The organism is Massilia sp. HP4 (assembly GCF_005222695.1).
Taxonomy (GTDB): domain Bacteria; phylum Pseudomonadota; class Gammaproteobacteria; order Burkholderiales; family Burkholderiaceae_D; genus Telluria.
In genome coordinates, this window is sequence record NZ_STGG01000048.1 from 14742 (window position 1) to 37242 (window position 22501).

A 22501-nucleotide genomic window follows, 5' to 3' on the forward strand; every position below is an offset into this window, starting at 1 on the left:
TTCTAGTTCGGTCGGCGCCGCGGGGCGGCATGCCTGGACATTATAGAAACGTACCGTACTCGTATCTTTTGAAACTGCGACAGGAATTTCTATTTTTGGCCAGCCGTGCTGCCGAATTTGCCGCCGTGGAAGATCAGGGCGGGCTGCGGATGGACCTGACATTGCTCGACCTCGCCGACGAAGATGACGTGGTCGCCTTCCGGGTAGCGGCTGCGGTTGTGGCATTCGAACCACGCCGACACGCCTTTCAGGATCGGCAGGCCGGTGCGCGACAATTCGTAGTCGACGTCCGCCCACGGGTTCTCGGTGCGGCGCGAGAAGCGCAGCGCCAGTTCTTCCTGGCCGGCCGACAAGACATTGATGACGTAGTGCGAGTTGCCGCTGAAGATGGGCAGGCTGTTGGCGCCGGCGCCCAGGCTCCACAAGACCAGCGGTGGATCGAGCGAGACCGAGTTGAAGGAGCTGGCGGTGAGGCCGCGGAAACTGCCGTCGGCAAGGCGCGTGGTAATGACGGTCACGCCGGTCGCGAATTGCGACAAGGCGTGGCGAAAATGCGTTGTGTCGAAGCCGCGCGTCGTGGCGCGGGCGGAAAGTGTATTCATGCGGTTCCTGAGCGTTGGCGCTCATTATGCCATCGTCGGGCGCGTCCCTGCCGCAACGGGCCGTGACCGGGACGACTATCCTGGGAGTTCAATGCAGAAAGGGACGCTTTGCGCTACATTAAACGATATCCCATCATACAAATGCCAAGGTGAACTATGAGTGAGCAAAAAGCAACCGAAGTGGCCATCCTGGGCGGCGGATGCTTCTGGTGCCTCGAGGCCGTGTATCTCGAGGCGCGTGGCATCACCCGTGTGGAATCGGGCTATATGGGCGGCCAGGTCGACAATCCGAGTTACGAGGCGGTGTGCAGCGGCACGACCGGCCACGCCGAGGTGGTGCGGCTCGAATTCGATCCCGCCGTGATCGCCTACCGCGACATCCTCGAGATCTTCTTCACCATCCACGACCCGACCACCCTGAACCGCCAGGGCAACGACGTCGGCACCCAGTATCGCTCGGTGATCTTCACCACCTCGCCCGGGCAGGCCGAGTTCGCGCACAAGGTGATCGGCGAGATGGGCCTGGTGTGGGATGCGCCGATCGTCACCGAAGTGCTGCCGCAGGAAACCTGGTACAAGGCCGAGGACTACCACCAGAATTACTTTGCCCAGCATCCGCTGCAGGGTTATTGCGCCTTCGTGGTGGCGCCGAAGGTGGCCAAGTTTCGCAAGACCTTCACGGATCGGCTGAAGGGGTAACCCAATGCCGGTATGCCGCATCACGCATACATATATTTCCTCGACCACGGCAACTGCCCCACATCGCTCCCCGCCTTGCCGCACACGATCTGGTACAGGCTGATCCGGTCGTGCGCAAAGGCATAGGCGCAGCCGGCCAGGTACACATGCCAGATGCGAAAGCGCCTGGGGTCCGTCAGGGTGCGGATATGGGCCGCATTGTTCTCGAAATTGTCGGTCCAGAGCGCGCAGGTGTGGGCATAGTGGCGGCGCAGGTTTTCCACGTCGCGCACTTCGAGGCCGCCTTGTTGCATGGCCCGTACCACGGTCGCCAGGTGCGCCAGTTCTCCCTGCGGGAACACATATTCGTCGATGAACTGGCCGCCGCCGTAGGGCGTCGCGCCATTGTCGGCGTCGGTCGTGGTGATCCCGTGGTTCATCGCCACGCCGCCCGGCGCCAGCAGGCGCGCCACCTGGGTAAAATACGCCGTCAGGTGCTGCACGCCGACGTGCTCGAACATGCCGACGCTGGTGATGCGCTCGAAGCGGCCGTCGACGTCGCGATAGTCTTGCAGCCGGATCTCGATCCGGTCTTGCAGCCCGGCTTTTTTTACGCGTTCACGCGCCAGTGCGGCCTGGTTGTCGGACAGCGTGATGCCCACGCAGCGCGCGCCGAACTTCTCGGCCGCGCGCAGCACCAGCGCCCCCCAGCCGCAGCCGATGTCGAGCAGGGTCTGGCCGGGACGCAGGTCGATCTTGCGCAGGATATGGTCGATCTTCTGCGTCTGCGCAGTGGCCAGGTCTTCGTCGCCGCGTTCGAAATAAGCGCAGGAATACACCATGCCGGGATCGAGCCAGGCGGCATAGAATGCGTTGGAGACGTCGTAGTGGTAGCGGATCGCGTCACGGTCGGTTTCGCGCGTGTGATTGGTGCGCGAGCGCAGCGCATCGGCCAGGCGGTTGCGCTTGTTGCCGGCGCCGTCGGTCGCGCCGGACGCCGCCAGCGCATTGCCGACCGCGATGATGTCGGCCGCGCGGCCCATCACCTCGATCGCACCTTCGACATAGGCGCGGCCCAGGCTGTACAGGGAAGGGGAGCGCAGGTAGCGCAGCGCGGCAGGGCCGGGGAGGCGGATCGTGACCCGGGGCGGGTCTGGGGACAGGTCGATGCGTTCCCCGTTCCACAGTTCCACACGCAATGGCACTGATAACTTCGACGGCAGCAATTTGCCGCGCAGGCCCGACTGCCAGGCCGACAGCTTGATCTGATCGAACACGGTCCACCCCTTATCAAGGTGCAACCGGCCGCGGCTCGAAGCCTGAAGCGCCGCTTACGGTTGCAAACGCTGGCGCTGCCAGCTGCCGTCTTCCTGCCGCTCGTAGACGATGCGGTCGTGGAAGCGCGAGCGCCGGCCTTGCCAGAATTCGATGCGATCGGGGATCAGGCGATAGCCGCCCCAGTTGTCGGGACGCGCCGGATCCTCGCCGGCCCCCTGCGCCACGACGTCATAGTTTTCTTCGAGCTGCGCGCGGCTGGCAATCGGGCTGCTCTGCTGCGAGGCGATCGCCGACAGCCGGCTCTTGAGAGGGCGGCTGCGGAAATAACGGTCGCTCTCGTCCGGCGCGGCACGCTCCACACGTCCTTCGATGCGCACCTGACGTTCGAGTTCGCTCCAGAAGAACAGCAATGCGGCATGGCTGTTATCGCGCAAATCCGACCCCTTCTTGCTGTCGTAATTCGTGTACCAGGTAAAGCCGCGCGGATCGAATTGCTTGACCAGCACGATGCGCGAGCTTGGCCGGCCGTCGGCGGCGACAGTCGACAGCGACATCGCATTGGGCTCGTTGACCTCGGCCTTCAGGGCCTGCTCGAACCAGGCCGTGAACTGGTCGATCGGATCATCGAGTACGTCGGCCTCGTCCAGGCTGGCCTGGCCATAGTCCTTGCGCAGGTCGGCCACCGCCTGGCCCAGCGCCGGCGACAGCGGAGCCGTCGGTACGGCGATGCCGCGCCGCAGTTGCATGGCCTGGCCCAGGCGCGCCATCTGTTCCGCCGAGAACAGGCGCATCGCCATCGGCGCCATCGTGCCTTCCTCGCGCTCCATATGTGAGGTGTAGCTGGCCACGAAGCGGCGCACCTGGCTTTCGGACAGGGCCGAATCCGTGCCTTCGGCAACAGCGGTCAGCTGCTCGTGCAGATCTTGCCAGAGAGCATCCATATCCTTGTGGTCTTGCAGGATGGTCGGCGCCAGCGCCCGCAGGGTGGCGGCGTCCTCGCCCTGGGCGGTGGCATACAGCATCGGAATCAGGTCCTGTTCTTCGTCGTCATGGTGCAGGTGGGCCGCCTTGTCGAAGTAGCGCAGCACCGCAGTCGCTGCCTGGCGCGCCTGCTCGTCGGCGCCGTGCTGCGGCAGGTGCGCGATCAGTTTTTCCAGGGTCGCGAGCTGCTTGCGGATGCGGCCGTGGCAATGTTTCAGCACGGCGATCGGCTGGTCGAAGTCGGGAGCGGTGTCGGGCAGGAGGGAGTTCATGGCGTTCTCGTGTCGTGTTAGCGACGCGCAAAAATATTTGATTATCCAAGAGTTATTTTAGTGCAGATGCGAAAGGCCTGTCCGCTACAATATCGGGATGAACCAGATCAACTCTCAGCTCTTTTCGGCAACTTTGGAAGAAGAAGTCGACTTTGCACGCCGTTTTGGCGGCATCGCCCGCTTGTACGGCGAGCGTGCGCTGGAACGTTTCCGTGCGGCGCACGTCTGCGTGATCGGCGTCGGCGGCGTCGGCTCATGGGTGGTCGAGGCGCTGGCGCGCAGCGCCATCGGCCACCTGACCCTGATCGACCTCGACAATGTGGCAGAGTCGAACATCAACCGCCAGATCCAGGCGCTGTCGTCGACCGTCGGCATGGCCAAGATCGAGGCATTGAAACAACGTATCGCCCAGATCAATCCCTTCTGCCAGGTCACACTGGTCGAGGATTTTATCGATGTCGAGAATATCCCGGCAATGATCGCGGATAAGAATTTCGACTACGTCGTCGACGCCATCGACAGCGTGAAGCCGAAGGCGGCCCTGATCGCCTGGTGCAGCGCCAACAAGATGCCGCTGGTGGTGGTGGGCGGCGCGGGCGGGCAGATCGATCCGACCAAGGTCGAGATCCGCGACCTGGCCCGTACCGAGCAAGAGCCGCTGCTCAAGAAAGTGCGCAAGATCCTGCGCGCGCAATACGGTTTTTCGCGCGGCGAGAAGCAGAAATACCACATCGACGCCGTATTCTCGATGGAGCCGCTGCGTTATCCCGATGCGGGCGATGCCTGCGCGGTCGATCCGAACAGCATCACGGGCCTGAATTGCGCCGGCTTCGGCTCCAGCATGGTCGTCACCGCCACCTTCGGCATGGTCACGGCCGGCCAGGTGCTGCGCCGCCTGGCCGAAGCCGCGAATGCCGAAGCGGCCGCCGAGGCAAGCAGCGCCCCGGCCGGGCAAACTGTGCAAGCCGAAGCGGCCTTGTTATCATAAGATGGTCGCAACTCCGGTTGCCCATTTTGGAAGAGCACACATGATTCGTCGATCCGCATTCATTGCCCTGCTGTTGGCCGCCGCGAGCGTCCAGGCGCAGGAAGGCGCGCAGGATTCCAGCAAGCCGACCACCCAGCCGCCGCCGGACGTACAGCAGTCGGGCACGCCGCCAGTCGCGCCGCCTGAGAACCAGGTCCCGGCGCCGGTGGCCGAAGCCCCTGCGCCCCAGGTCGAGATCGTGGACCGCGTGGTCGGCCAGGGCAAGGAAGCTTCCATCGGCAACCATGTCGTGGTCAACTACACCGGCTGGTTCCACAAGCCGCTGGCCAAGCAGCAGCGCGGCCGCAAGTTCGACTCGTCGCTCGACGCCGGCCGCGAGCCGATCGATTTCCAGCTCGGCGCGGGCCGCGTCATCAAGGGCTGGGAGCAGGGCGTGGCCGGCATGAAGGTCGGCGGCAAGCGCACCCTGATCATCCCAAGCGCGCTGGCCTACGGCAAGCGCGGCGCACCGGGCGGCGCGATTCCTCCGGATTCCGACCTGATCTTCGACGTGGAACTGCTGGACGTCAAATAACGCTGTTTGTTCGACAACGGGAGGCGGCATGAGAATCGCGAACGATGTCACTGAACTGATCGGCAATACCCCGCTGGTGCGCATCCGCAAGCTGGCGCGGGGCAGCGGCGCCGACCTGGTCGGCAAGCTGGAATTCCACAACCCGGCGCACAGCGTCAAGGACCGCATCGGCCTGGCCATGATCGAGGCCGCCGAGGCGGCCGGTCTCATCACGCTTGACACCACCATCGTCGAGCCCACCAGCGGCAATACCGGCATCGCGCTGGCGATGGTGTGCGCGGCGCGCGGCTACCGGTGCAAGCTGGTGATGCCCGAAACCATGAGCAGCGAGCGGCGCATGCTGTTGCGCGCCTATGGCGCCGAGCTGGTGCTCACGCCCGGCAGCGAAGGCATGGTCGGCGCGATCCGGCGCGCCGAAGAGATCGTGGCGAACGATCCGCGCGCCTTCATGCCGCAGCAATTCAACAATCCGGCCAACCCCGAGGTGCACCGCCGCACCACGGCCGAGGAGATCTGGCGCGACACCGACGGCAAGATCGACATCCTGGTCGCGGGCGTGGGCACCGGCGGCACCATCACCGGCGTCAGCGACGTCATCCGGCCGCGGCGGCCGGGATTGCAAGTCATCGCGGTCGAGCCCGAAGCCTCGCCCATGCTGTCGAAGGGAACCAAGGGGCCGCACCCGATCCAGGGCATCGGCGCCGGCTTCGTGCCGCAGGTGCTCGACACCTCGTCCTACGACGAAGTGATCTGCGTGAAGAACGAGGATGCCTTCGAGACGGCGCGCGCCGCCGCCCGCGAAGAAGGGCTGCTGGTCGGCATTTCATCTGGCGCGGCGCTGTGGGCCGCGATCCAGGTGGCGCGCCGGCCGGAGAATGCGGGCAAGCTGATCGTCACCATCATTCCGTCGTTCGGCGAACGCTATCTCAGCACGGCCTTGTACGCCAACCTGGCCGGCTAATTCGTTTCAATGCGCATGGCCCTGCAGCGTGCAGTGGTGATGGATCGTTCCCTGTTCCACCTGCAGCGTGCAATGGTGGATCGCATGCTCCTTGCGCAGCGTGCGCTCGATCGCGTCGAGCGTCGCATCTCCGGGGTAACCGCCCGGGATCACCAGGTGGGCGGTCAGCGCGGTCTCGGTCGTGCTCATGGCCCAGATGTGCAGGTCATGGACTTCGGTCACGCCCGGCTGGCGGGCCAGGAAGGCCTGCACCTTGCCCGCGTCCACATTGGGCGGCACGGCCGCCATCGACAGCTGCACCGATTCGCGCAGCAGCGACCAGGTGCCGATCACGATCACCACCACGATCACCAGGCTCACCACCGGATCGATCCAGGTCCAGCCCGAGAACATGATCGCCAGGCCTGAAATGACCACTCCCAGCGACAGCGCGGCGTCGGCCGCCATGTGCAGGTAGGCGCCGCGGATATTCAGGTCGCCCTTGCTGCCGGCCAGGAACAACCAGGCCGAGAAGCCGTTGATGACGACGCCGATGGCGGCCACGATCGACACCGTGGCGCCGGCCACCGGGGCCGGCTCGGCGATGCGCTGCACCGCTTCCCAGGCGATGGCGCCGCAGGCCACCATCAGCAGCAGGCCATTGCCCAGCGCCGCCAGGATCGACGAGCCACGCAAGCCATAGGTGTAGCGGCCCTTGGGCGCGCGCTTGGCCAGCAGGGCGGCGCCCCAGGCCAGCATCAGGCCCAGCACGTCGGACAGGTTGTGGCCGGCGTCGGCCATCAGTGCGGTGGAATGCGCGATGAAGCCGTAGGTGAACTCGACGATGACGAAGGCCAGGTTCAGGCCGATCGCCAGCGCGAACGCGCGGCCATGGCCGTCGGGCGAGGGCAGGTGATGGTGGTGGTGGCCGAAGCCATGTGAGTGGCCGTGATCGTGGTGGCCGTGATCGTGGTGGTCGTGACCGTGGTGATCATGGTCGTGCGCGTGCTGGTGATCGTGTGCGTGGCTCATGCGTCCATTCCGTTGGCGGGTTCCGCGATGTGTTCGAACATGGTGGAGAGCAGGCTGCTGATGTGGGCGTCGGCAGCCGAATAGAAAACTTGCTTGCCCTGGCGCTCGGCCTTGACGATGCGGGCCGCGCGCAGCAGGCGCAGGTGATGGCTGACCAGGGAACTGGACAGCGCCAGGCCGGCCGCGATCTCGCCCACCGCCGTCGGCTGGGCCAGGCAGGCCAGCACGATGCGCAGCCGGGTCGGGTCGCCCAGCAAGTGGAACAGGTCGGCCAGCTGGCCGATGGCTTCCTCGGGCGGCGGGGCGATGGGCTGGGCCGCTGGATGGGCGTGGGCGTGGTCGATGGTCGAATTCACTGGCAAGGCTCGAAACTAACATATGAATAAGTGTTCACATGTTAGGTGAAAATCCCGCGTTGGGCAAGGTGATCGTGTCGAACACGGTATTTCTGGCAACCGTCCTAGAATGGCCTCCATCAACCAGGAACCCATGCCAATGAAAGACTTGCCGCCACCCATGACCACGACCGCCCGCGCCTGCCAGGTGGTGCGCATGCGCGCCGACGTCCTCACCCGGGTCGAGGACATGGTGGCCGACGAAACGCCGGTGGCGCTGGTCTACAACGGCATCTCGCATGCGGTGATGATGGCCACGCCGGCCGGGCTCGAAGAATTCGCGCTCGGCTTTTCGCTCAGCGAAGGCATCATCGCCCGCGCCGCCGACTGCCATGGCATCGAGGTGGAAGAGAGTGAGGAAGGCATCGCCGTGCATCTCGAGATCGCCGGCGCGGCCTTCATGGCGCTCAAGGAGCGCCGGCGCAGCATGGCCGGCCGCACCGGCTGCGGGCTATGCGGCGTGGACAGCCTGCGCCAGGTGCGCCGCAGCCTGCCGGCCCTGGTGCCGGCGCGCGGCCTGCATGCCGACGGCGTACGCCGCGCGCTGGCCGCTATCGGCGCCAGGCAGCACCTGACCCATCTGACCGGCGCCGCCCATGCCGCGGCCTGGTGCGGGATGGACGGACAGTTGCGCCTGGTGCGCGAGGACATTGGCCGCCACAATGCGCTGGACAAGGCGATCGGCGCGATGGCGCAAGCCCAGGTCCAGCCTGCCGAAGGATTCCTGCTGATCACGAGCCGGGTCAGTTTCGAGATGGCGCAGAAGGCGATCATGGCCGGCGTGCCAGCGCTGGTCGGCATGTCGGCGCCGACGACCGCGGCGATCGCCCTGGCCGAACAGGCCGGCATGACCTTGCTGGCCTTCGCGCGCGGCCGGGATTTCGTGTGCTATGCCCATCCCGCGGCGATGGACATGACCGACCAGGCCGAGCGCCTGGCCTGTCCGGTCGCCTAAGGTTTCTTGCTTTTGGTCGGCGGCTGCAACTGGCCGTCGTCGTCGCGCAGCTCCGGCTGGCCCAGGCCGAGCTTTTGCAGCTGCGGCAGGATCTTGCGCCGCTCGCCGACAGCGACCACGATCATCTTGTCCGGATCGAGATAGCGCCGCGCCACGTCCTGCACGTCTTGTACGCCAACTTCGGCCAGCCGGCGCGCCAGCTGGTCGTAGTAGTCCGGCGCCAGGCCGTAAACGAATAATTCGGTCAGGCTGGCGCCGATGTCGGCATTGGTCTCGAACTGGCCGGGCAGCGACAGCAATTGGGCGTTGCGCGCAGCCGTGAGTTCTGCGTCCGACAAGGGCTGCTCGCGCATGGCCGCGATCTCGCGCAGGATCTCGCGCACCGATTCGCCGGTGGCGTCCTGCTGCACGCTGGCCTCGACCGAGAACGGCGCCGGGGCGCGGTCGTAGTCGAAGTGCGAGTAGATGCCGTAGGTATAACCCCTGGTCTCGCGCAGGTTGTTATTGAGCCGGCTCGAGAACATGCCGCCCAATGCGCCGTTCATCACTTGCAGGGCGGGGAAATCGGGTGTATCGCGGCTCGGCCCCATGCAGGCCACTTGCAGCGCCGTCTGGGACGCGTCCGGCTGGTCGACGATGACCAGGCGCGCCTGTGTCGGGCGCGCCTCGCCCGGCGCCAGCGCGGGCGCATCGAACGCCGGCCAGGCGCCGAACTGCGCCTGGGCCAGCGCTTCCAGCTCGGCGCGCGTGATGTCGCCGGTGACCACCAGCGCCGCATTGGACGGCACGTAATGGCGTTGCCAGAAGCCGGCGATGTCCTCGCGCGTGGTGGCGCGGATCGCCGGCTCCAGGCCCAGCTGGCCGTAGGCCTTCGGATGCGCGCTGCCGAACAGGGCGCCGGCCGCCGCCAGCGCCGCCACCGTTTCCGGATCGTCGCGCTGCTGGGTCAGGGAGCCCAGGCGGTCCGCCCGCTGGCGCTCGATCTCGGCGGCCGGGAAGGAAGGGTGCTGGACGATGTCGGCCACCACCTCCAGCGCGCGGGCAAAGGTCGAACGCAGGGAGAGCAGCGAGACGGTCGAGACGTCGTCGCTGCTGCCGGTGTCCATGAAGGCGCCCAGCTGCGCGATCTCGTCCGCGATCTGCGGCGCGCTGCGTGTGGCGGTGCCTTCTTCCAGCATCTGGGCGGTGAAGCCGGCAAGACCTGGCAGGCTGGCCGGATTCGCCGCGCCGCCGCTCTTGATCACGAGCTGGCTCGAGACCAGCGGCAGGGCCGGATTGTGGTGGTGGATCACGGTCAGGCCGTTGGCGAGCTTGAAGGTTTCCCCGCGCGGCAGCACTACCTTCGGCGTGGGGCCGGCCACGGGCGGCGTCGCGCGCCACGGTTCGGCCTCGTTGAGCGCAATGTGTGTGTTCGGCGCCGGCGCAGGCTTGGACGGCTTGGGCGCGCGCGGATCGTCGACCTTCGGCTTGCCGGGAACGCCGGTCACCACGGCGCGTGCCTCCGGCTTGAGCCAGGCCTGCACGGCGCGCTGCACGGCGGCCGCGTCGATGCGGCGCAGGCGCGCCAGGTCTTGCGCCAGGTAGCCGGGGTCGCCCGTGTACAGGTTGTAGTGGTTGAGCTGCTCGGCCAGGCCGTCGCCGCCCAGTTTCTCGAGCGACGCCAGCAGGGCGGTCTCGAGGCTGTTGCGGGCGCGTTCGACTTCGCGCTCGGTCGGGCCGTCCTGGCGCAGCCGTTCCAGCTCGGCGTCGATCGCCGCTTCCAGTTCCTGCGGCGTGTGGCCGGCGCGCGCGGTGACGTCGACCACGAAGGTCGAGCTCAAGGCCAGCGAGGTCTGGGTGCTCGATACGTCCTGCGCGATCTGGCGTTCGTACACCAGCGATTTGTACAGGCGGCTCGATTTGCCGCCGCCGAGGATGGTGGCGGCCACCGCCAGCTCGGCGTCGCCCGGCTGGTAGGCGGCCGGCGTCAGCCAGCCCATGAACACGCGCGGCAGCTCGACCCGGTCGCGCACCACGACCCGGCGCTCGGCCGTGATCGGCGGCGTCACGACCTGGGGCCGCACTACATCGGGCCCGCGCCGAAGCTTGCCGAAATAGCGCGTGACCAGCTCGCGCGTCTTGGCCTTGTCGATGTCGCCGGCGATCACCAGGCTGGCATTGTTGGGGCCATAGTAATCGGTGAAGAAGGTGCGTACGTCTTCCAGCCGCGCGCCCTGGATGTCGGCGTGCGAGCCGATGATCGAGGCCGCGTACGGATGGCCCTTGGGGAACAGCGTCTGCAGCAGCGCTTCCTCGACGATGCCATACGGCTCGCCCTCGACCGTCTGGCGCCGTTCGTTGCGCACCACGTCCTGCTGGTTGGTCAGCGCCTGCTGGTCGAGCACGTCCAGCAGGTAGCCCATGCGGTCGGCATGTACCCACAGCGCCAGTTCAAGCTGGTTGCCGGGCACCGTGTCGTAGTAGCTGGTGCTGTCGAAGCCGGTGCCGCCATTGCTGTCGGTCGCGCCCGCGCCTTCGAGCAGGCGGTCGGCCTCGCCGCGCGGGATGTGGCGGGTGGCGGCGAACATCATGTGCTCGAACAGGTGGGCGAAGCCGGTCAGGCCCGGGGCCTCGTTGGCCGGGCCCACGTGGTACCACAGGTTGACGGCCACGATCGGCAGGCGCTTGTCCTCGACCAGGATCAGCTGCAGGCCGTTGGGTAGCACGGTTTTTTCAAAGGCGATCGACGGGACTGGCGCCGATGCGGGCGCGGGGGGCTGGTCCTGGGCCTGGCCGGGCGCCGGCGCCGTAGCGGGAGCAGCGGCCAGCATCAGGGGGACCATCAGGGTGGGGATGTTCAACTATTCTGCTCCGTAATTCAATGACAAGCGCCTGGGCGGCTTGCGTACACCCCGCTATTATCGTGGATACGGAGGAAAGCCGCCCGCTGGCGGGCGGCATGGTGGCTTTTATTCCACGAAGCGCAGGATGCCGCGCAGCGCGTGGGCGATCGACTGCTCGCGCACGGCCTGGCGGTCGCCCTGGAAGACCAGGCGCTCGGTATGCACATGGTCGCCGCGCGCCCAGCCGAAGCACACGGTGCCGATCGGCTTGCCGGGAACGGCGCCGGTCGGGCCGGCGATGCCGGTGGTCGAGACGCCGATATCGGCATTGCTGTTGGCCACGGCGCCCGAGGCCATGGCCGCCGCCACTTCTTCGCTGACCGCGCCAAATTGGGCGATCACGGCGTCGGGCACGTCCAGCATCTCGTTCTTGGCGGTGTTCGAATTGGTCACGAAGCCGCAGTCGAACCAGTCGCCCGAGCCGGGGATTTCGGTGAGCGTGTACGCGATGCCGCCGCCGGTGCAGGATTCGGCGGTGGCCAGCATCAGGTTTTTTGGCCCGAGAGTGTCGCTGACCTTCTGGGCAAGTTCGGTAAGTTCGTTCGTCACGTGGGTCTCCTTTGCAAGCCGCCGGCCGCGGCGGATGCCGCGTCGGGAAAACCGGCCGGGCTTGTCCGCGTACGACCCATTCTAGCGCGCCATGTGGCCGCACGACATGCCAGCGTTTCAAAAATTGCTACCCAAACAGCAGGGGAACGTTTACAGTGCCTGCCGCGTTGTCGTCCTTGCATGATCCCCGCTGGCGACCTGAAAATGTTCCGTGCGACACACTTTGCAAGCGTGCTGCTATGCTGGGATGCCCGATTTCTTGTTTTTGTCAGAATTTTTACATGCCGCGCATGCATGAGCGGTCCGTGGAGGAAGCATGAGCCGCCAGCGCTCTATCCGCAAGAAGCTGGTGGCGGTGGTGATGACGACGACGTTCGTCGCGCTGCTGGTCTCGATCGCCATCGTGATCGCGTATGACCTGCGCAGCTACCACCGCGCCCTGGTGAACGACCTCTCGACCCAGGCCGAACTGGTCGGCCACATGACGTCCGCCGCCCTGAGCTTCGACGACCCGCGCCTGGCCAACGAGAACCTGGCGCTGCTGCGCACCAGCCCCCTGGTGCGCGCCGCTGCCATCTACGACGCAAAAGGGGTGCTGTTCGCGTCCTACGCCGCCGCCGGCGAACCGCGGCCCGGCCCTGCCCACCAGCTTCCCGAGCGCCTGGACCCAGCCAGCCTGTCGCGCGACAGCGGCGACGACAACGACCTGGTGGTGCGCCAGCCCATCGTCGAGAACGGCGACACGGTCGGCACCGTCGTGCTGCGCGCCGAGAACCGCCTGCTGGCGCGCACCATCGACTATCTCGCGATCGCCGCCGGGGTGACCCTGCTGGCGATGGCGATCGCCTACCTGATGATGTGGCGCCTGGGACGCGGCATCACGGAACCGATCACGGCGATCAGCGAAATCGCGCGCGAGGTGGTGGCCACGCGCGACTACTCGCGCCGCGCGCCGCGCATCGGCGACGACGAGGCGGCCGAGCTGGCCGATTCGTTCAATGCCATGCTGACCGAGATCGAGGGCCGCACCCGTGAGCTCGAGGATTCGCACAGCACGACCTTGCGCGAGGCGCAGCAGCGTTCGCGCGCGCAGCAGGAAGTGATGCGCCTGAACGAACAGCTCGAGCAGCGTGTCGATGAACGTACCCTGCAGCTGGCGCTGGCCAACGCCGAACTGGCCAACGCCAACGAAGAGGCCAAGAGCGCCAACCAGGCCAAGTCGGCCTTCTTGTCCTCGATGAGCCACGAGCTGCGCACGCCACTGAACGCGATCCTCGGCTTCGCCCAGATTTTGACGTCCGACACGCTGCCCTCGACCCTGGAGCAGAAGAAGGAATTCGCCAACCACATCCTCAAGTCGGGCCGCCACCTGCTCACGCTGATCAACGAGATCCTCGACCTGGCCAAGGTAGAATCGGGCACCGTGTCGCTGTCGATGGAACCGGTGGCGCTGGCCGACATCCTGCTCGAGGTGCGCACCATGATCGAGCCGATCGCCGCCACCCGCAAGGTGCGCGCCCTGTTCCCGCTGGTGGACGGGGCGGTGGTGATGGCCGACCGCACGCGCCTGAAGCAGGTGCTGCTCAACCTGCTGTCGAACGCCGTCAAGTACAACCGCGAAGAGGGCGCGGTGGTCGTCACCTGCGAGCAGCCGGCAGAGGGGCGCCTGCGACTGTCGGTGCAGGACACCGGCCACGGGCTGAATCCGGAGCAGGTGGCCAGCCTGTTCCAGCCCTTCAACCGCCTGGGCCAGGAAGCCGGCGCCCAGGAAGGCACCGGCATCGGCCTGGTGGTGACCAAGCGCCTGGTGGAACTGATGGGAGGCCAGATCGGCGTGACCAGCAGCCCCGGCGTGGGCAGCGTGTTCTGGATCGAGCTGGCCAGCACCGCTCCGCTGGCGTCGGCGCTGCCCGAGCGCGCTCCCGATGCCGAGAGCGTCCCGGCGGCCGTGCCCGAGGAAGGCGAGCCGCACCTGGTGCTGTATGTCGAGGACAATCCCGCCAACCTGCGCCTGGTCGAAGAGATCGTGGCCTTCCGGCGCGACCTGCGCCTGCTGTCGGCCCCCGACGGCCACCTTGGCCTGCAGCTGGCCAAGGCGCACCGCCCCGAGGTCATCCTGATGGACCTGAACCTGCCCGGCATGAGCGGCATCGAGGTGCTGCGCCAGTTGCGCGCCGATCCCGAGACGACCTGGATTCCGGTGATCGCGCTGACGGCCAACGCCATGCCGCGCGATATCGAGCGCGGCATGGCGGCGGGCTTCCACCGCTATCTCACCAAGCCGATCGAGATCGACAAATTCACTGAAGCGATTAACAGTACGTTGAGTACGTTGAGTACGTTGAGTACGCTGGCCCAGCAGCCCGGGAAGGGCGCGCCGGCGGAAAGGAAGGACCGATGATTTCCCTGTCCGACATCCGGCGCGCGCGCATCCTCGTCGTCGACGACGAGCCGGTGAACGTGCAGCTGCTCGAATACCTCCTCAAGACCACCGGCTACGAGAACGTCAGCTCCACCAACGATCCGCGCCAGGTGGTGGCGCTGCACCTCAAGCACCGCTTCGACCTGATCATCCTCGACCTGCACATGCCGGGCATGAATGGCTTTGACGTGATGGAGGCCTTGAAGCCGCTGGAAAGCGATTCGTGGCTGCCGGTGCTGGTGGTGACGGCCGAACCGGATAAAAAACTGGCGGCGCTCGAGGCGGGCGCGCGCGACTTCATCGGCAAGCCCATCGACACGGTCGAGGTGATGACCCGCATCCGCAACCTGCTCGAGGTGCGCCTGCTGCACCGCGAGTCGCGCGACCACGGCACCGAGCTCGAACGCCAGGTGCGCGAACGCACCGCCGAACTGGCGCGTTTTCGCGGCGCGATGGACGCCACGCCGGATGCCCTGTTCCTGATCGACACCGCCAGCATGGCGATGGTCGACGTCTCGGAGGGGGCCTGCCGCATGCTGGGCTTCTCGCGCGACGCGCTGCTGCGCATCGACCCGGTGGCGCTGGGCCTGGCCACGCGCACCCAGCTCGAGCGCCTGCTGGGCGGCGGCGGCGCCCACGACGGCGACTCCGAGGCCGACATCGTCCAGACCGACTTGCTGCGCGCCGGCGGCGAAGGCTCGGTGGCGGTCGAGATCAGCTGGAAGCTGCACGAGCAGGACCCGGCGCATAGCGGCCAGCGCATGCTGATCGCGGTCGCGCGCGACATCAGCGAACGCCTCCAGGCCGAGGAAACGCTGCGCCATGCGGCCAGCTACGACGCCCTGACCGGCCTGCCCAACCGCAGCCTGTTCTTCGACAACCTGCGCGACACGATCGAGCTGGCCCAGGACAAGAACTGGCGGGTGGCGGTGCTGTGCATCACGCTCGACCGCTTCAAGGTGATCAACGACACCCTCGGCACGCGCGGCGGCGACGAGCTGCTGCGCCAGTTCAGCACGCGCCTGGTGCGCTGCGTGAAGGTGCGCGACGCGGTCGGGCGCCTGGGCGGCGACGAGTTCGCGCTGATCCTGACCATGCCGCGCGAGCAGCAGGACGCGGTCAACATGGCGAACGACGTGCGCGATTCCCTGCGACTGCCGTTCGACCTGCACGGCCAGCAGGCGGCGCTGACGGCCAGCATCGGCATCGCGATGTACCCGGACGACACGGTCGAGCCGGGCGCGCTGGTCAAGTATGCCGACACCGCCATGGTGCGCGCCAAGGAGGCCGGCCGCGACGGCTACCGCTTCTTCACTGCCGGCATGAATGTGCAGGTGCTGGCGCGCCTGGACCTGGAACTGGCGCTGCGCGGGGCGCTCGAAGATTCGCAGTTCGTGCTGCACTACCAGCCCAAGATGGAACTGAACACCGGCCGCATCGCCGGCACCGAGGCGCTGCTGCGCTGGCACCGGCCCGGCTTCGGCCTGGTGTATCCGGCCGAATTCGTGCCGATCATGGAAGAAACCGGCCTGGTGGTGCGGGTCGGCGACTGGATCATCGACGAGGCCTGCCGCCAGATCGCGGCCTGGAATGCGGCCGAGGTGCGCGACGTGCGGGTGGCGGTGAACGTGTCGAGCCGCCAGTTCGTCGAGGGCGACCTCGAGGGGGTGGTCAAGGATGCGCTGGCGCGCCACGGCGTCGAGCCGGGTCTGCTCGAGCTGGAGCTGACCGAGAGCGCGCTGATGCAGAACGCCGAGCACACCACCGAAGTGCTCACGCGCCTGAAGGCGCTGGGGATCCGGATCTCGATCGACGATTTCGGCACCGGCTACTCGAGCCTGGCCTACCTCAAGCGCTTCCCGATCGACAAGCTCAAGATCGATATCGCCTTCGTGCGCGACATCGTCAACAACCCGGACGACGCCGCCATCGCGCTGGCCATCATCAGCATGGCGCACAGCCTGCACATGCAGGTGATCGCCGAAGGCGTCGAGACGCGCGCCCAGATGGCCTACCTGCGCCGCCACCGCTGCGACCAGATCCAGGGCTTTTATTTCTCGCGCGCGCTGCCGGCCGACCAGCTGGCCGAGATGGTGGTGTCCAATCGCGCCAAGCCAGAAGAAAAACAGGCCGCCGACGACAAGGTGCAGACCCTGCTCATCGTCGACGACGACCCGAACGTGCTGACCGCGCTGCACCGATTGTTCAGGCGCGACGGCTACCGCGTGCTGACGGCATCCTCGCCGGCCGAGGGCTTCGAGCTGCTGGCGCTGTATCGGGTGCACGTGATCCTGTGCGACCAGCGCATGCCGGTGATGAGCGGGACCGAATTCCTCAGCAAGGTCAAGGAGATGTATCCCGAGACCATCCGCATCATCCTGTCGGGCTATACCGGCGTGGACTCGGTGCTCGATTCGATCAACCGCGGCGCGATCTACCGCTTCTACACCAAGCCGTGGGACGACCAGCAGCTGCGCGACAATGTCCGACTCGCGTTCCGGCATTACTGGATGACGTATGGGCCGTATGACGATCGCAAGGCGCCGCGTGAAGAGGATGCGCAGGGGGAGGCGGCGTAGTGTCTTGAATAGAAGATGCGCCGTCGCACATGCGCGCAGGGCTCCAGCCAGATCGGACTAGCGATTCCAGGCGCGCCACTCCCTGCTGCCGAGCACCTCGCTCGAACGATTCTTTAGCATCCACAAGAAATTGTTTGCGTTGTCGAACTCGCCGGTCAGACAGCCGGCGGTAAATTGATGGCAGTTGTCCAAGATGACACTGTATTTTCGCGACTGACCGATCATGGACACGGCGCGGCGTCCCACCTCTTCATCGCCGACCGCATGGCCGTTGCGCGACGAAACGTAAATGGTCATGGCCATGTTCCAGCCATTCAGGCGACACAAGAATTCTTCCGGGGTGACCGCCTCGATGCGCCCGCTCCCGTCCAGGTGAACGATACGGCCGGGACCGACATAGATGCCCGAGTGCTCGACATTGTTATTCAGCAGCCCGCAATATACGACGCTGCCAGGACAGGGCGTCACCGTGTCGCGAACGACGTTGTCGACGAAAGACTCGGCAAGCTCGCCGGCGACGCCATACAGACCGAAGGGATTAAAGATGCTGATCATGGTTAGGATATTTTCCGCGTGGAAACTACATCCTAACCAGTTCTTATCGCAATTGTAAAGAATCGTGCGCATACCCAGCGGACGTCCAATCCGGCGCAAGCTCCCGATGGGCTACCGTTGCATGGCTCGGTATCAACACCAGCTCGGCAAACCGCTCCCCAATGCGCCGATGGCTCGCGTCATCCAGATGCAATTCATCGCGCAGCGCCAGCCGCGCGCTGTCGGCCAAGCCAAACAGCCGCCGCCCATCCAGATAATGCAGATCGGGATCGACCGCCGCCCGCTCGCGCACGATCGCTTCCAGCTCCTGCCGTATGACACCCAGCGTCAGCTTGCCCTGCGCAATCTCGTTCACGTCGCCGGCGGCCCGGTACAGCACGCGGCCCGCAGCGAGGGCATCGGTCTCGAACTTGGTCGGCCCCGGCACGTCTTCGTGGATCGGAGAGCAGAGCGGCGAAACGACGAACAGCGGCGTGGCCGGATGGCCGTCGCGGATCGTGTCGAGGAAGCCATGCACGGCCGGGCCGAAGGCGCGCAGGCGCATCAGGTCGGTGTTGACGAGGTCGATGCCGATCTTGAGGCTGATCAGGTCGGCGTCCTGGGCGCGGATGGTGCGGGCCAGGAAAGGGTCGAGCAGGGCGTTGCCGCTCAGGCCCAGGTTGAGCAGGTCGACCCCGCCGCGCAGGGCGGCGACGGCGGGCCATGTGCCGGTGGGATGGGCGGCGTTGGCGCCCTGGCTGATCGCGCCGCCGTGATGCAGCCACCGGCGTTTTTTTGACATGATCAGCGGCGCCACCGGTGCCGGCGAGCGCAGGGCCACGAGCTCGATCGCCTGGTCGTGCGGCAGCCAGATCTCGACCGTCTTGCGTGCGCCGGACAGGTCGCCGAAGCGCAGCACCTGCATCTGCGCGCCGACCGGCGTGCTCATGCCGGACACGACGTCGCTCTTCAGCGGCCGCGCGCTGCGCACGCTGGCCTGGCGCGCCAGGCGGCCGTCGACCAGCAGGTCGTAGACGCCATCCGGGCCGACCGCGGGCCAGGGCGCGCGAACCACGAGATCAAGCCAGCGCGAGGCGGTCTGGAAAGCCAGCCGCACGCCCGCGCCTTGCGCTGCGGCCAGGGCCAGCCGCGGATCGCGCGAGCGGGCCCGGGCCCAGGCCGGCAGCCGGTGCGGCAGGAGGCCGGCCCGGGTCTGCTCGATCTCGACCGCGCCGTGGATGAAGCGCGCATCGAGCGGCGTGACCAGTGGATGCGATGCCAGCGCCATGCGCTAGCCGGCCCTGAGGCGGCGCGGGCGGAACTGCAGCAGCAGCGCCGACACCAGGAAGTAGAAGGCGCCGAAACCCGCGTAGCCGGCGACCGTGGCGATCGTGGGTTCGGCCGGCATGCGCGCCTGGCCGATGAACACGGCGCCGGCCAGCGCCGATTGCGCGCCGCTCAAGACCATCGCCCACTGGGCGCCATACGACTTCCAGCGGCGCACGGCGGTGCCCAGCTGCAGGAGTCCCGACAGGATGGCCCAGGCGCCGAACACCGCCAGCACGCGGTGCATGTCGGGTAGCGAGACGGCCAGCGCCAGCGCGACCGCCAGGCTCGCGACGACGTTCAGGAACTGGGTGCGGTTGGCCGCCAGCCCGCCGCTGCGGCGGCCGTCGACCACGTTGGCCAGGGCATCCCAGGCGGGGTAGGCGACCAGCAGCACCGCGCTGGCCACGGGCGAACCCTGGGCGACCGTCAGCACCGCCACTACCCAGCAGATCGAAAAGACCGCGCGCACGAAGTAGTAGCGCTTGAGCCAGCCCTCATTGGCGGCGTGATTGGTCGGTAAAGTGTGTTTGTTCATGATGTCCTCCGTCGGTTGATTAGATGCCGGCATACCACTCGTAGCCGCGGTCTTCCCAGAAGCCGCCATTGCCGCCCCACAGGTCGCTGAAGCTCTCCACCAGCTCGATCCGCATCAGGTACTTGGCCTGCTTGTAGCCCAGCTGGCGCTCGACGCGCAGCCGCAGCGGCGCGCCATGGCCGACGCCCAGGTCGGCGCCGTTCATGCCATATGCGAGGATCGTCTGCGGGTGGAAGGCGTCGACCATGTCGATACTTTCGTAGTAGCGGCCGCTGCCGTCGAGCGTCTGTTCCAGCTCGTCGGCGCAGTGGAATACCGCGTAGCGCGCGGATGGCATGACCCCGACCGCGCCAAGCAAGAATCCGAGCGGCACCCCGGTCCACTTGCCGATGGCGCTCCAGCCTTCCACGCAATCGTGGCGCGTGATCTGGGTGCGCGACGGCAGGAGCTTCAACTGGGCCAGCGAGAACGACTGCGGCCGCGCGACCAGGCCGTCGATCTGCAGCCGCCAGTCGGCGAAGCCGTTATCGAGCAGGGCGGTGTAGGTGTCGCTGTCGGGCATGCTGGTGCCGTTGACACGAAAGCGCGGCGAGATGTCGGCCTCGGTATATTCGCGCGCCAGGGCGGTACGGCCCTGGAGGTTGCGCTGCGACGCCATCGTCAGGCCTTCGGCCAGGCGCAGTATTTCGCCAGAGCTGGCGCCGGCGCCGGTCGACGGCCCGCCCAGGTCGCAGCCGGCCAGGGCCAGGGCGCCGGCGCCTGCCAGGAAGCGGCGCCGGCCGGCTTGGAAATCAGTCATGGGAGCCTCCTTGTTGTATCGCATACCGTCCCGACACCATCGAACGCAGGTTGTTCCACGGGCCGGACAGCAGCACCATGGCCAGGTGGACGACGACGAACAGGACCAGCAGCGCGGCGCTGATGAAGTGCAGGGTGCGCGCCGACTGTCGCCCGCCGAACAGGTCGAGCAGCCAGGGGGCGACGGCATTCATCCCCGGCGACATCGTCAGTCCGGTCAGCACCATCAGCGGCAGCAGCAGGCCGATGACGGCGAGGTAGCTGAGTTTTTGCAGCGCGTTGTAATGGCGGGCGCGCTCGTCGTGGGCGAAACGCAGGCGGGCATGCTCGACCACTTCGTGCCAGAGATGGCGCGGGGCCAGCTCGCGGCGGCGCGGCAGCAGGTGGCGCCTGATATGCCCGCTCAGCAGGCCATAGGCCAGGTAGGCCGCGCCGTTGAAGACGAAGCACCAGGCGAAGAACAGGTGCCAGCGCCGGCCGGCGGCCAGGTCTTGCGCCGAGGGCAAGGTGAGCCAGGCGGGGAAGGCGCCAAGCTCGAGCACGGCCTGCATGCTGTCGGCTCCGGCATGGCCCCAGTACAGCTGCGGCCATGCGTTAAAGATCTGCATGCCGCTGGCCGCCAGTACGCAGAAGAAGACGGCGTTGAGCCAGTGGGTGAGCCGCGTGACGACGGCGTGACGCTGGAACATGACGACGCGCGGCGCCGCCTTCGTTTCCTGGACTGCCTGGGGGATGTGCATGGGGACCTCCGTTTGCCTACTAACCGCTTACATCGGCGGCACGATGCCGTTATTGCCGACCACGACCTGCTGCGTCACCAGCTTGCCCTTGGCATCCCTCATCGCCGGGATGAAGACGACCGCGTTTGGCTTGAGGTCGTCGGCGGTGGCGGCGCCGAGCGTCACGATCGGGGTGCCTTCGGGGATGGCGATCTTCTTTTCCTTGCCGTGATAGGTCACGGTGACCGTATGGCCGTCGACGCCCTGGACCGCATTGGCCACGGTCGCATTGGTCATATTGCTCTTCGGCTTGAGGTCCCAGGCGTAGCTGCCTTCGCCGAGGCCCTTCATCGCGGGCGGGAACACCAGCACTTCGAGCGCGCCGTCGCCGCCATCGGCCTTCGGCAGGGAAGCGATGCCGACGAAGCTGCCCGGCTTGATATCGCCCATACTGGCGCGGGCAACGCCGGCCACCTTGTAGCCCTCGGCCAGGGCGACGGTCACGGTATTGCCTTCGCGGCTCTTCACCTGCAGGGTATTGGCGGAAAAACTGACGATCTTGCCACGCACATTGACGCGATCCTGGGCATTGCCGGCCGCCATGGCCGGGTTGGAAACGACGGCGCCCACGGCGAGCGTCGAGGCGACGGCCAGCATGGGAATGAAACGGCGGATAGTAATATTGTTCATAAGCATACCTACTAGTTGGTAGAGTTGTGGCGCAAAAAAATGCCGGTCCACGGCGCGCCTGGTATCGCGGGACCGGGTTCGATCCGGGCGTCCTCGGCGAGGACGCCCGGCTTGATTCATCATGCCGGCACGGCGAGACGCTCCAGCTGGGTCGTCGTGATGGCGCCGAACACCTTCGCATCGCCATAGGCGCGCGCCGACAGCATCGCGCCGTGCACCGTGGCCATGAAGACTTCGGCTTCGACCGCGGGCGATTGCGTCAGCCGGATCGTGCCCTGCTGTACACCCTGCTCGAGGAGCGATGCCATCCAGCCCGACAGGAAGCGGAAGTAGGAACGCACCTCGACCGCCACCTCGGCCGGCAGGATCGGCAGTTCGCCGGCCAGCAGGGCGCACACGCAGAACGGCGCGCTCAGGTCGGCGATGCACTTTTCCCAGTACGCGATATAGGCGCGTAACAGTCCCAGCGGTTCGGGGATTGCCTGCTGCAGGTGGGCAACGCCGTTGGCCGTGGCCGCGCGGTGCTGCACCACGATGGTCTTGACCAGGTCGACCTTGTTCGGAAAGTGATGGTGGATGCTGGCTTTGCGGATGCCGACCACGTCGGCGATGTCCGCATAGCTGAAGCCGTTGTAGCCACCGGCCACGATCAGGGCGCGGGCGCAGGTCAGGATATCTTCCGAGGTGTTGGACAGTTTCTTCATGCAGCCATCCTACCTGTTGGTAGGTGAACTCGTCAAGCGCTCATTTCCTGTCGGCGCGCTCGCCC

The 22501-nt window shown here is 66.6% G+C and carries 21 protein-coding genes; 7 read left to right on the forward strand and 14 right to left on the reverse strand.

The genetic code is table 11. The features are described from left to right. Positions 1–89: 89 nt before the first annotated feature. The gene (locus tag E8M83_RS17800; protein WP_137174694.1) at positions 90–602 is read right to left on the reverse strand and encodes a flavin reductase family protein; all 513 of its coding nucleotides are present in this window, start codon (positions 600–602) and stop codon (positions 90–92) included. Between the two features lie 156 nt (positions 603–758). On the opposite strand from E8M83_RS17800, the gene msrA reads away from it, so the two are divergent. Further along, on the forward strand, positions 759–1301 hold the full coding sequence (gene msrA / locus E8M83_RS17805) for a peptide-methionine (S)-S-oxide reductase MsrA (RefSeq protein ID WP_137174695.1): 543 nt from the start codon (positions 759–761) through the stop codon (positions 1299–1301). 20 nt (positions 1302–1321) lie between these two features. On the opposite strand, the gene E8M83_RS17810 is transcribed toward msrA, so the two are convergent. Both E8M83_RS17810 and pdxH read right to left on the reverse strand, forming a co-directional pair. After that, positions 1322–2557 (reverse strand): cyclopropane-fatty-acyl-phospholipid synthase family protein, encoded by a 1236-nt coding sequence (locus E8M83_RS17810; RefSeq protein WP_137174696.1) that lies wholly within the window; start codon positions 2555–2557, stop codon positions 1322–1324. 54 nt (positions 2558–2611) lie between these two features. Next, positions 2612–3811 (reverse strand): pyridoxamine 5'-phosphate oxidase, encoded by a 1200-nt coding sequence (gene pdxH, locus E8M83_RS17815; protein ID WP_137174697.1) that lies wholly within the window; start codon positions 3809–3811, stop codon positions 2612–2614. Positions 3812–3908: 97 nt separating this feature from the next. Between pdxH and tcdA the strand changes: the two genes are divergently transcribed. Genes tcdA through cysK form a run of 3 tightly spaced genes read left to right on the forward strand, consistent with a single transcriptional unit; the run spans position 3909 to position 6334 of the window. Continuing rightward, positions 3909–4799: a tRNA cyclic N6-threonylcarbamoyladenosine(37) synthase TcdA gene (gene tcdA / locus E8M83_RS17820; RefSeq protein ID WP_137174698.1), complete on the forward strand. Its 891-nt coding sequence runs from the start codon at positions 3909–3911 to the stop codon at positions 4797–4799. A 40-nt stretch (positions 4800–4839) separates the two neighbouring features. After that, positions 4840–5373: an FKBP-type peptidyl-prolyl cis-trans isomerase gene (locus E8M83_RS17825; protein WP_137174699.1), complete on the forward strand. Its 534-nt coding sequence runs from the start codon at positions 4840–4842 to the stop codon at positions 5371–5373. A 28-nt stretch (positions 5374–5401) separates the two neighbouring features. Continuing rightward, on the forward strand, positions 5402–6334 hold the full coding sequence (gene cysK / locus E8M83_RS17830) for a cysteine synthase A (protein ID WP_137174700.1): 933 nt from the start codon (positions 5402–5404) through the stop codon (positions 6332–6334). A 6-nt stretch (positions 6335–6340) separates the two neighbouring features. Here the strand turns inward: cysK and E8M83_RS17835 are convergent, their stop codons facing one another. After that, complete coding sequence (locus E8M83_RS17835; protein ID WP_137174701.1) at positions 6341–7345, reverse strand: cation diffusion facilitator family transporter; 1005 nt, start codon at positions 7343–7345, stop codon at positions 6341–6343. After that, a complete protein-coding gene (locus tag E8M83_RS17840; RefSeq protein WP_137174931.1) occupies positions 7342–7653 on the reverse strand; it encodes a helix-turn-helix transcriptional regulator in 312 nt (103 codons plus the stop codon). The genes E8M83_RS17835 and E8M83_RS17840 overlap by 4 nt, the downstream gene beginning before the upstream one ends. A gap of 208 nt (positions 7654–7861) precedes the next feature. Between E8M83_RS17840 and fdhD the strand changes: the two genes are divergently transcribed. Then, complete coding sequence (gene fdhD / locus E8M83_RS17845; protein WP_137174702.1) at positions 7862–8695, forward strand: formate dehydrogenase accessory sulfurtransferase FdhD; 834 nt, start codon at positions 7862–7864, stop codon at positions 8693–8695. Here the strand turns inward: fdhD and E8M83_RS17850 are convergent. Together E8M83_RS17850 and E8M83_RS17855 are read right to left on the reverse strand one after the other, a co-directional pair. Further along, the gene (locus E8M83_RS17850; RefSeq protein ID WP_137174703.1) at positions 8692–11535 is read right to left on the reverse strand and encodes a pitrilysin family protein; all 2844 of its coding nucleotides are present in this window, start codon (positions 11533–11535) and stop codon (positions 8692–8694) included. The two genes, fdhD and E8M83_RS17850, sit on opposite strands and share 4 nt — an antisense overlap. 108 nt (positions 11536–11643) lie before the next feature. After that, positions 11644–12126 carry a CinA family protein gene (locus E8M83_RS17855; protein ID WP_137174704.1) on the reverse strand — a complete coding sequence of 161 codons (483 nt, stop codon included), beginning with the start codon at positions 12124–12126 and terminating at the stop codon, positions 11644–11646. Positions 12127–12442: 316 nt separating this feature from the next. On the opposite strand from E8M83_RS17855, the gene E8M83_RS17860 reads away from it, so the two are divergent. Together E8M83_RS17860 and E8M83_RS17865 are read left to right on the forward strand one after the other, a co-directional pair. After that, positions 12443–14527 carry an ATP-binding protein gene (locus E8M83_RS17860; RefSeq protein WP_137174705.1) on the forward strand — a complete coding sequence of 695 codons (2085 nt, stop codon included), beginning with the start codon at positions 12443–12445 and terminating at the stop codon, positions 14525–14527. Further along, entirely contained in the window at positions 14524–17127 is a 2604-nt protein-coding gene (locus E8M83_RS17865; protein WP_137174706.1) for an EAL domain-containing protein, read from the forward strand. The genes E8M83_RS17860 and E8M83_RS17865 overlap by 4 nt, the downstream gene beginning before the upstream one ends. Positions 17128–17184: 57 nt before the next feature. Here E8M83_RS17865 and E8M83_RS17870 read toward each other — a convergent pair whose 3' ends face one another. From E8M83_RS17870 to E8M83_RS17900, 7 genes are all read right to left on the reverse strand, one after another. Then, positions 17185–17682 (reverse strand): lecithin retinol acyltransferase family protein, encoded by a 498-nt coding sequence (locus E8M83_RS17870; protein WP_137174707.1) that lies wholly within the window; start codon positions 17680–17682, stop codon positions 17185–17187. Positions 17683–17725: 43 nt separating this feature from the next. Next, positions 17726–18949 (reverse strand): SGNH/GDSL hydrolase family protein, encoded by a 1224-nt coding sequence (locus E8M83_RS17875; protein ID WP_137174708.1) that lies wholly within the window; start codon positions 18947–18949, stop codon positions 17726–17728. 3 nt (positions 18950–18952) lie between these two features. Beyond that, positions 18953–19525, reverse strand: a complete 573-nt coding sequence (locus E8M83_RS17880; protein ID WP_137174709.1) for a DUF308 domain-containing protein — start codon at positions 19523–19525, stop codon at positions 18953–18955. Between the two features lie 19 nt (positions 19526–19544). Beyond that, positions 19545–20324 carry a molybdopterin-binding protein gene (locus E8M83_RS17885; protein WP_137174710.1) on the reverse strand — a complete coding sequence of 260 codons (780 nt, stop codon included), beginning with the start codon at positions 20322–20324 and terminating at the stop codon, positions 19545–19547. After that, positions 20317–21063, reverse strand: coding sequence for a cytochrome b/b6 domain-containing protein (locus E8M83_RS17890; RefSeq protein ID WP_137174711.1), 747 nt, complete (start codon positions 21061–21063; stop codon positions 20317–20319). The genes E8M83_RS17885 and E8M83_RS17890 overlap by 8 nt, the downstream gene beginning before the upstream one ends. 27 nt (positions 21064–21090) lie before the next feature. After that, positions 21091–21732: a hypothetical protein gene (locus tag E8M83_RS17895; protein ID WP_137174712.1), complete on the reverse strand. Its 642-nt coding sequence runs from the start codon at positions 21730–21732 to the stop codon at positions 21091–21093. Positions 21733–21851: 119 nt separating this feature from the next. Then, positions 21852–22436 (reverse strand): TetR/AcrR family transcriptional regulator, encoded by a 585-nt coding sequence (locus E8M83_RS17900; RefSeq protein ID WP_137174713.1) that lies wholly within the window; start codon positions 22434–22436, stop codon positions 21852–21854. Positions 22437–22501: the final 65 nt, after the last annotated feature.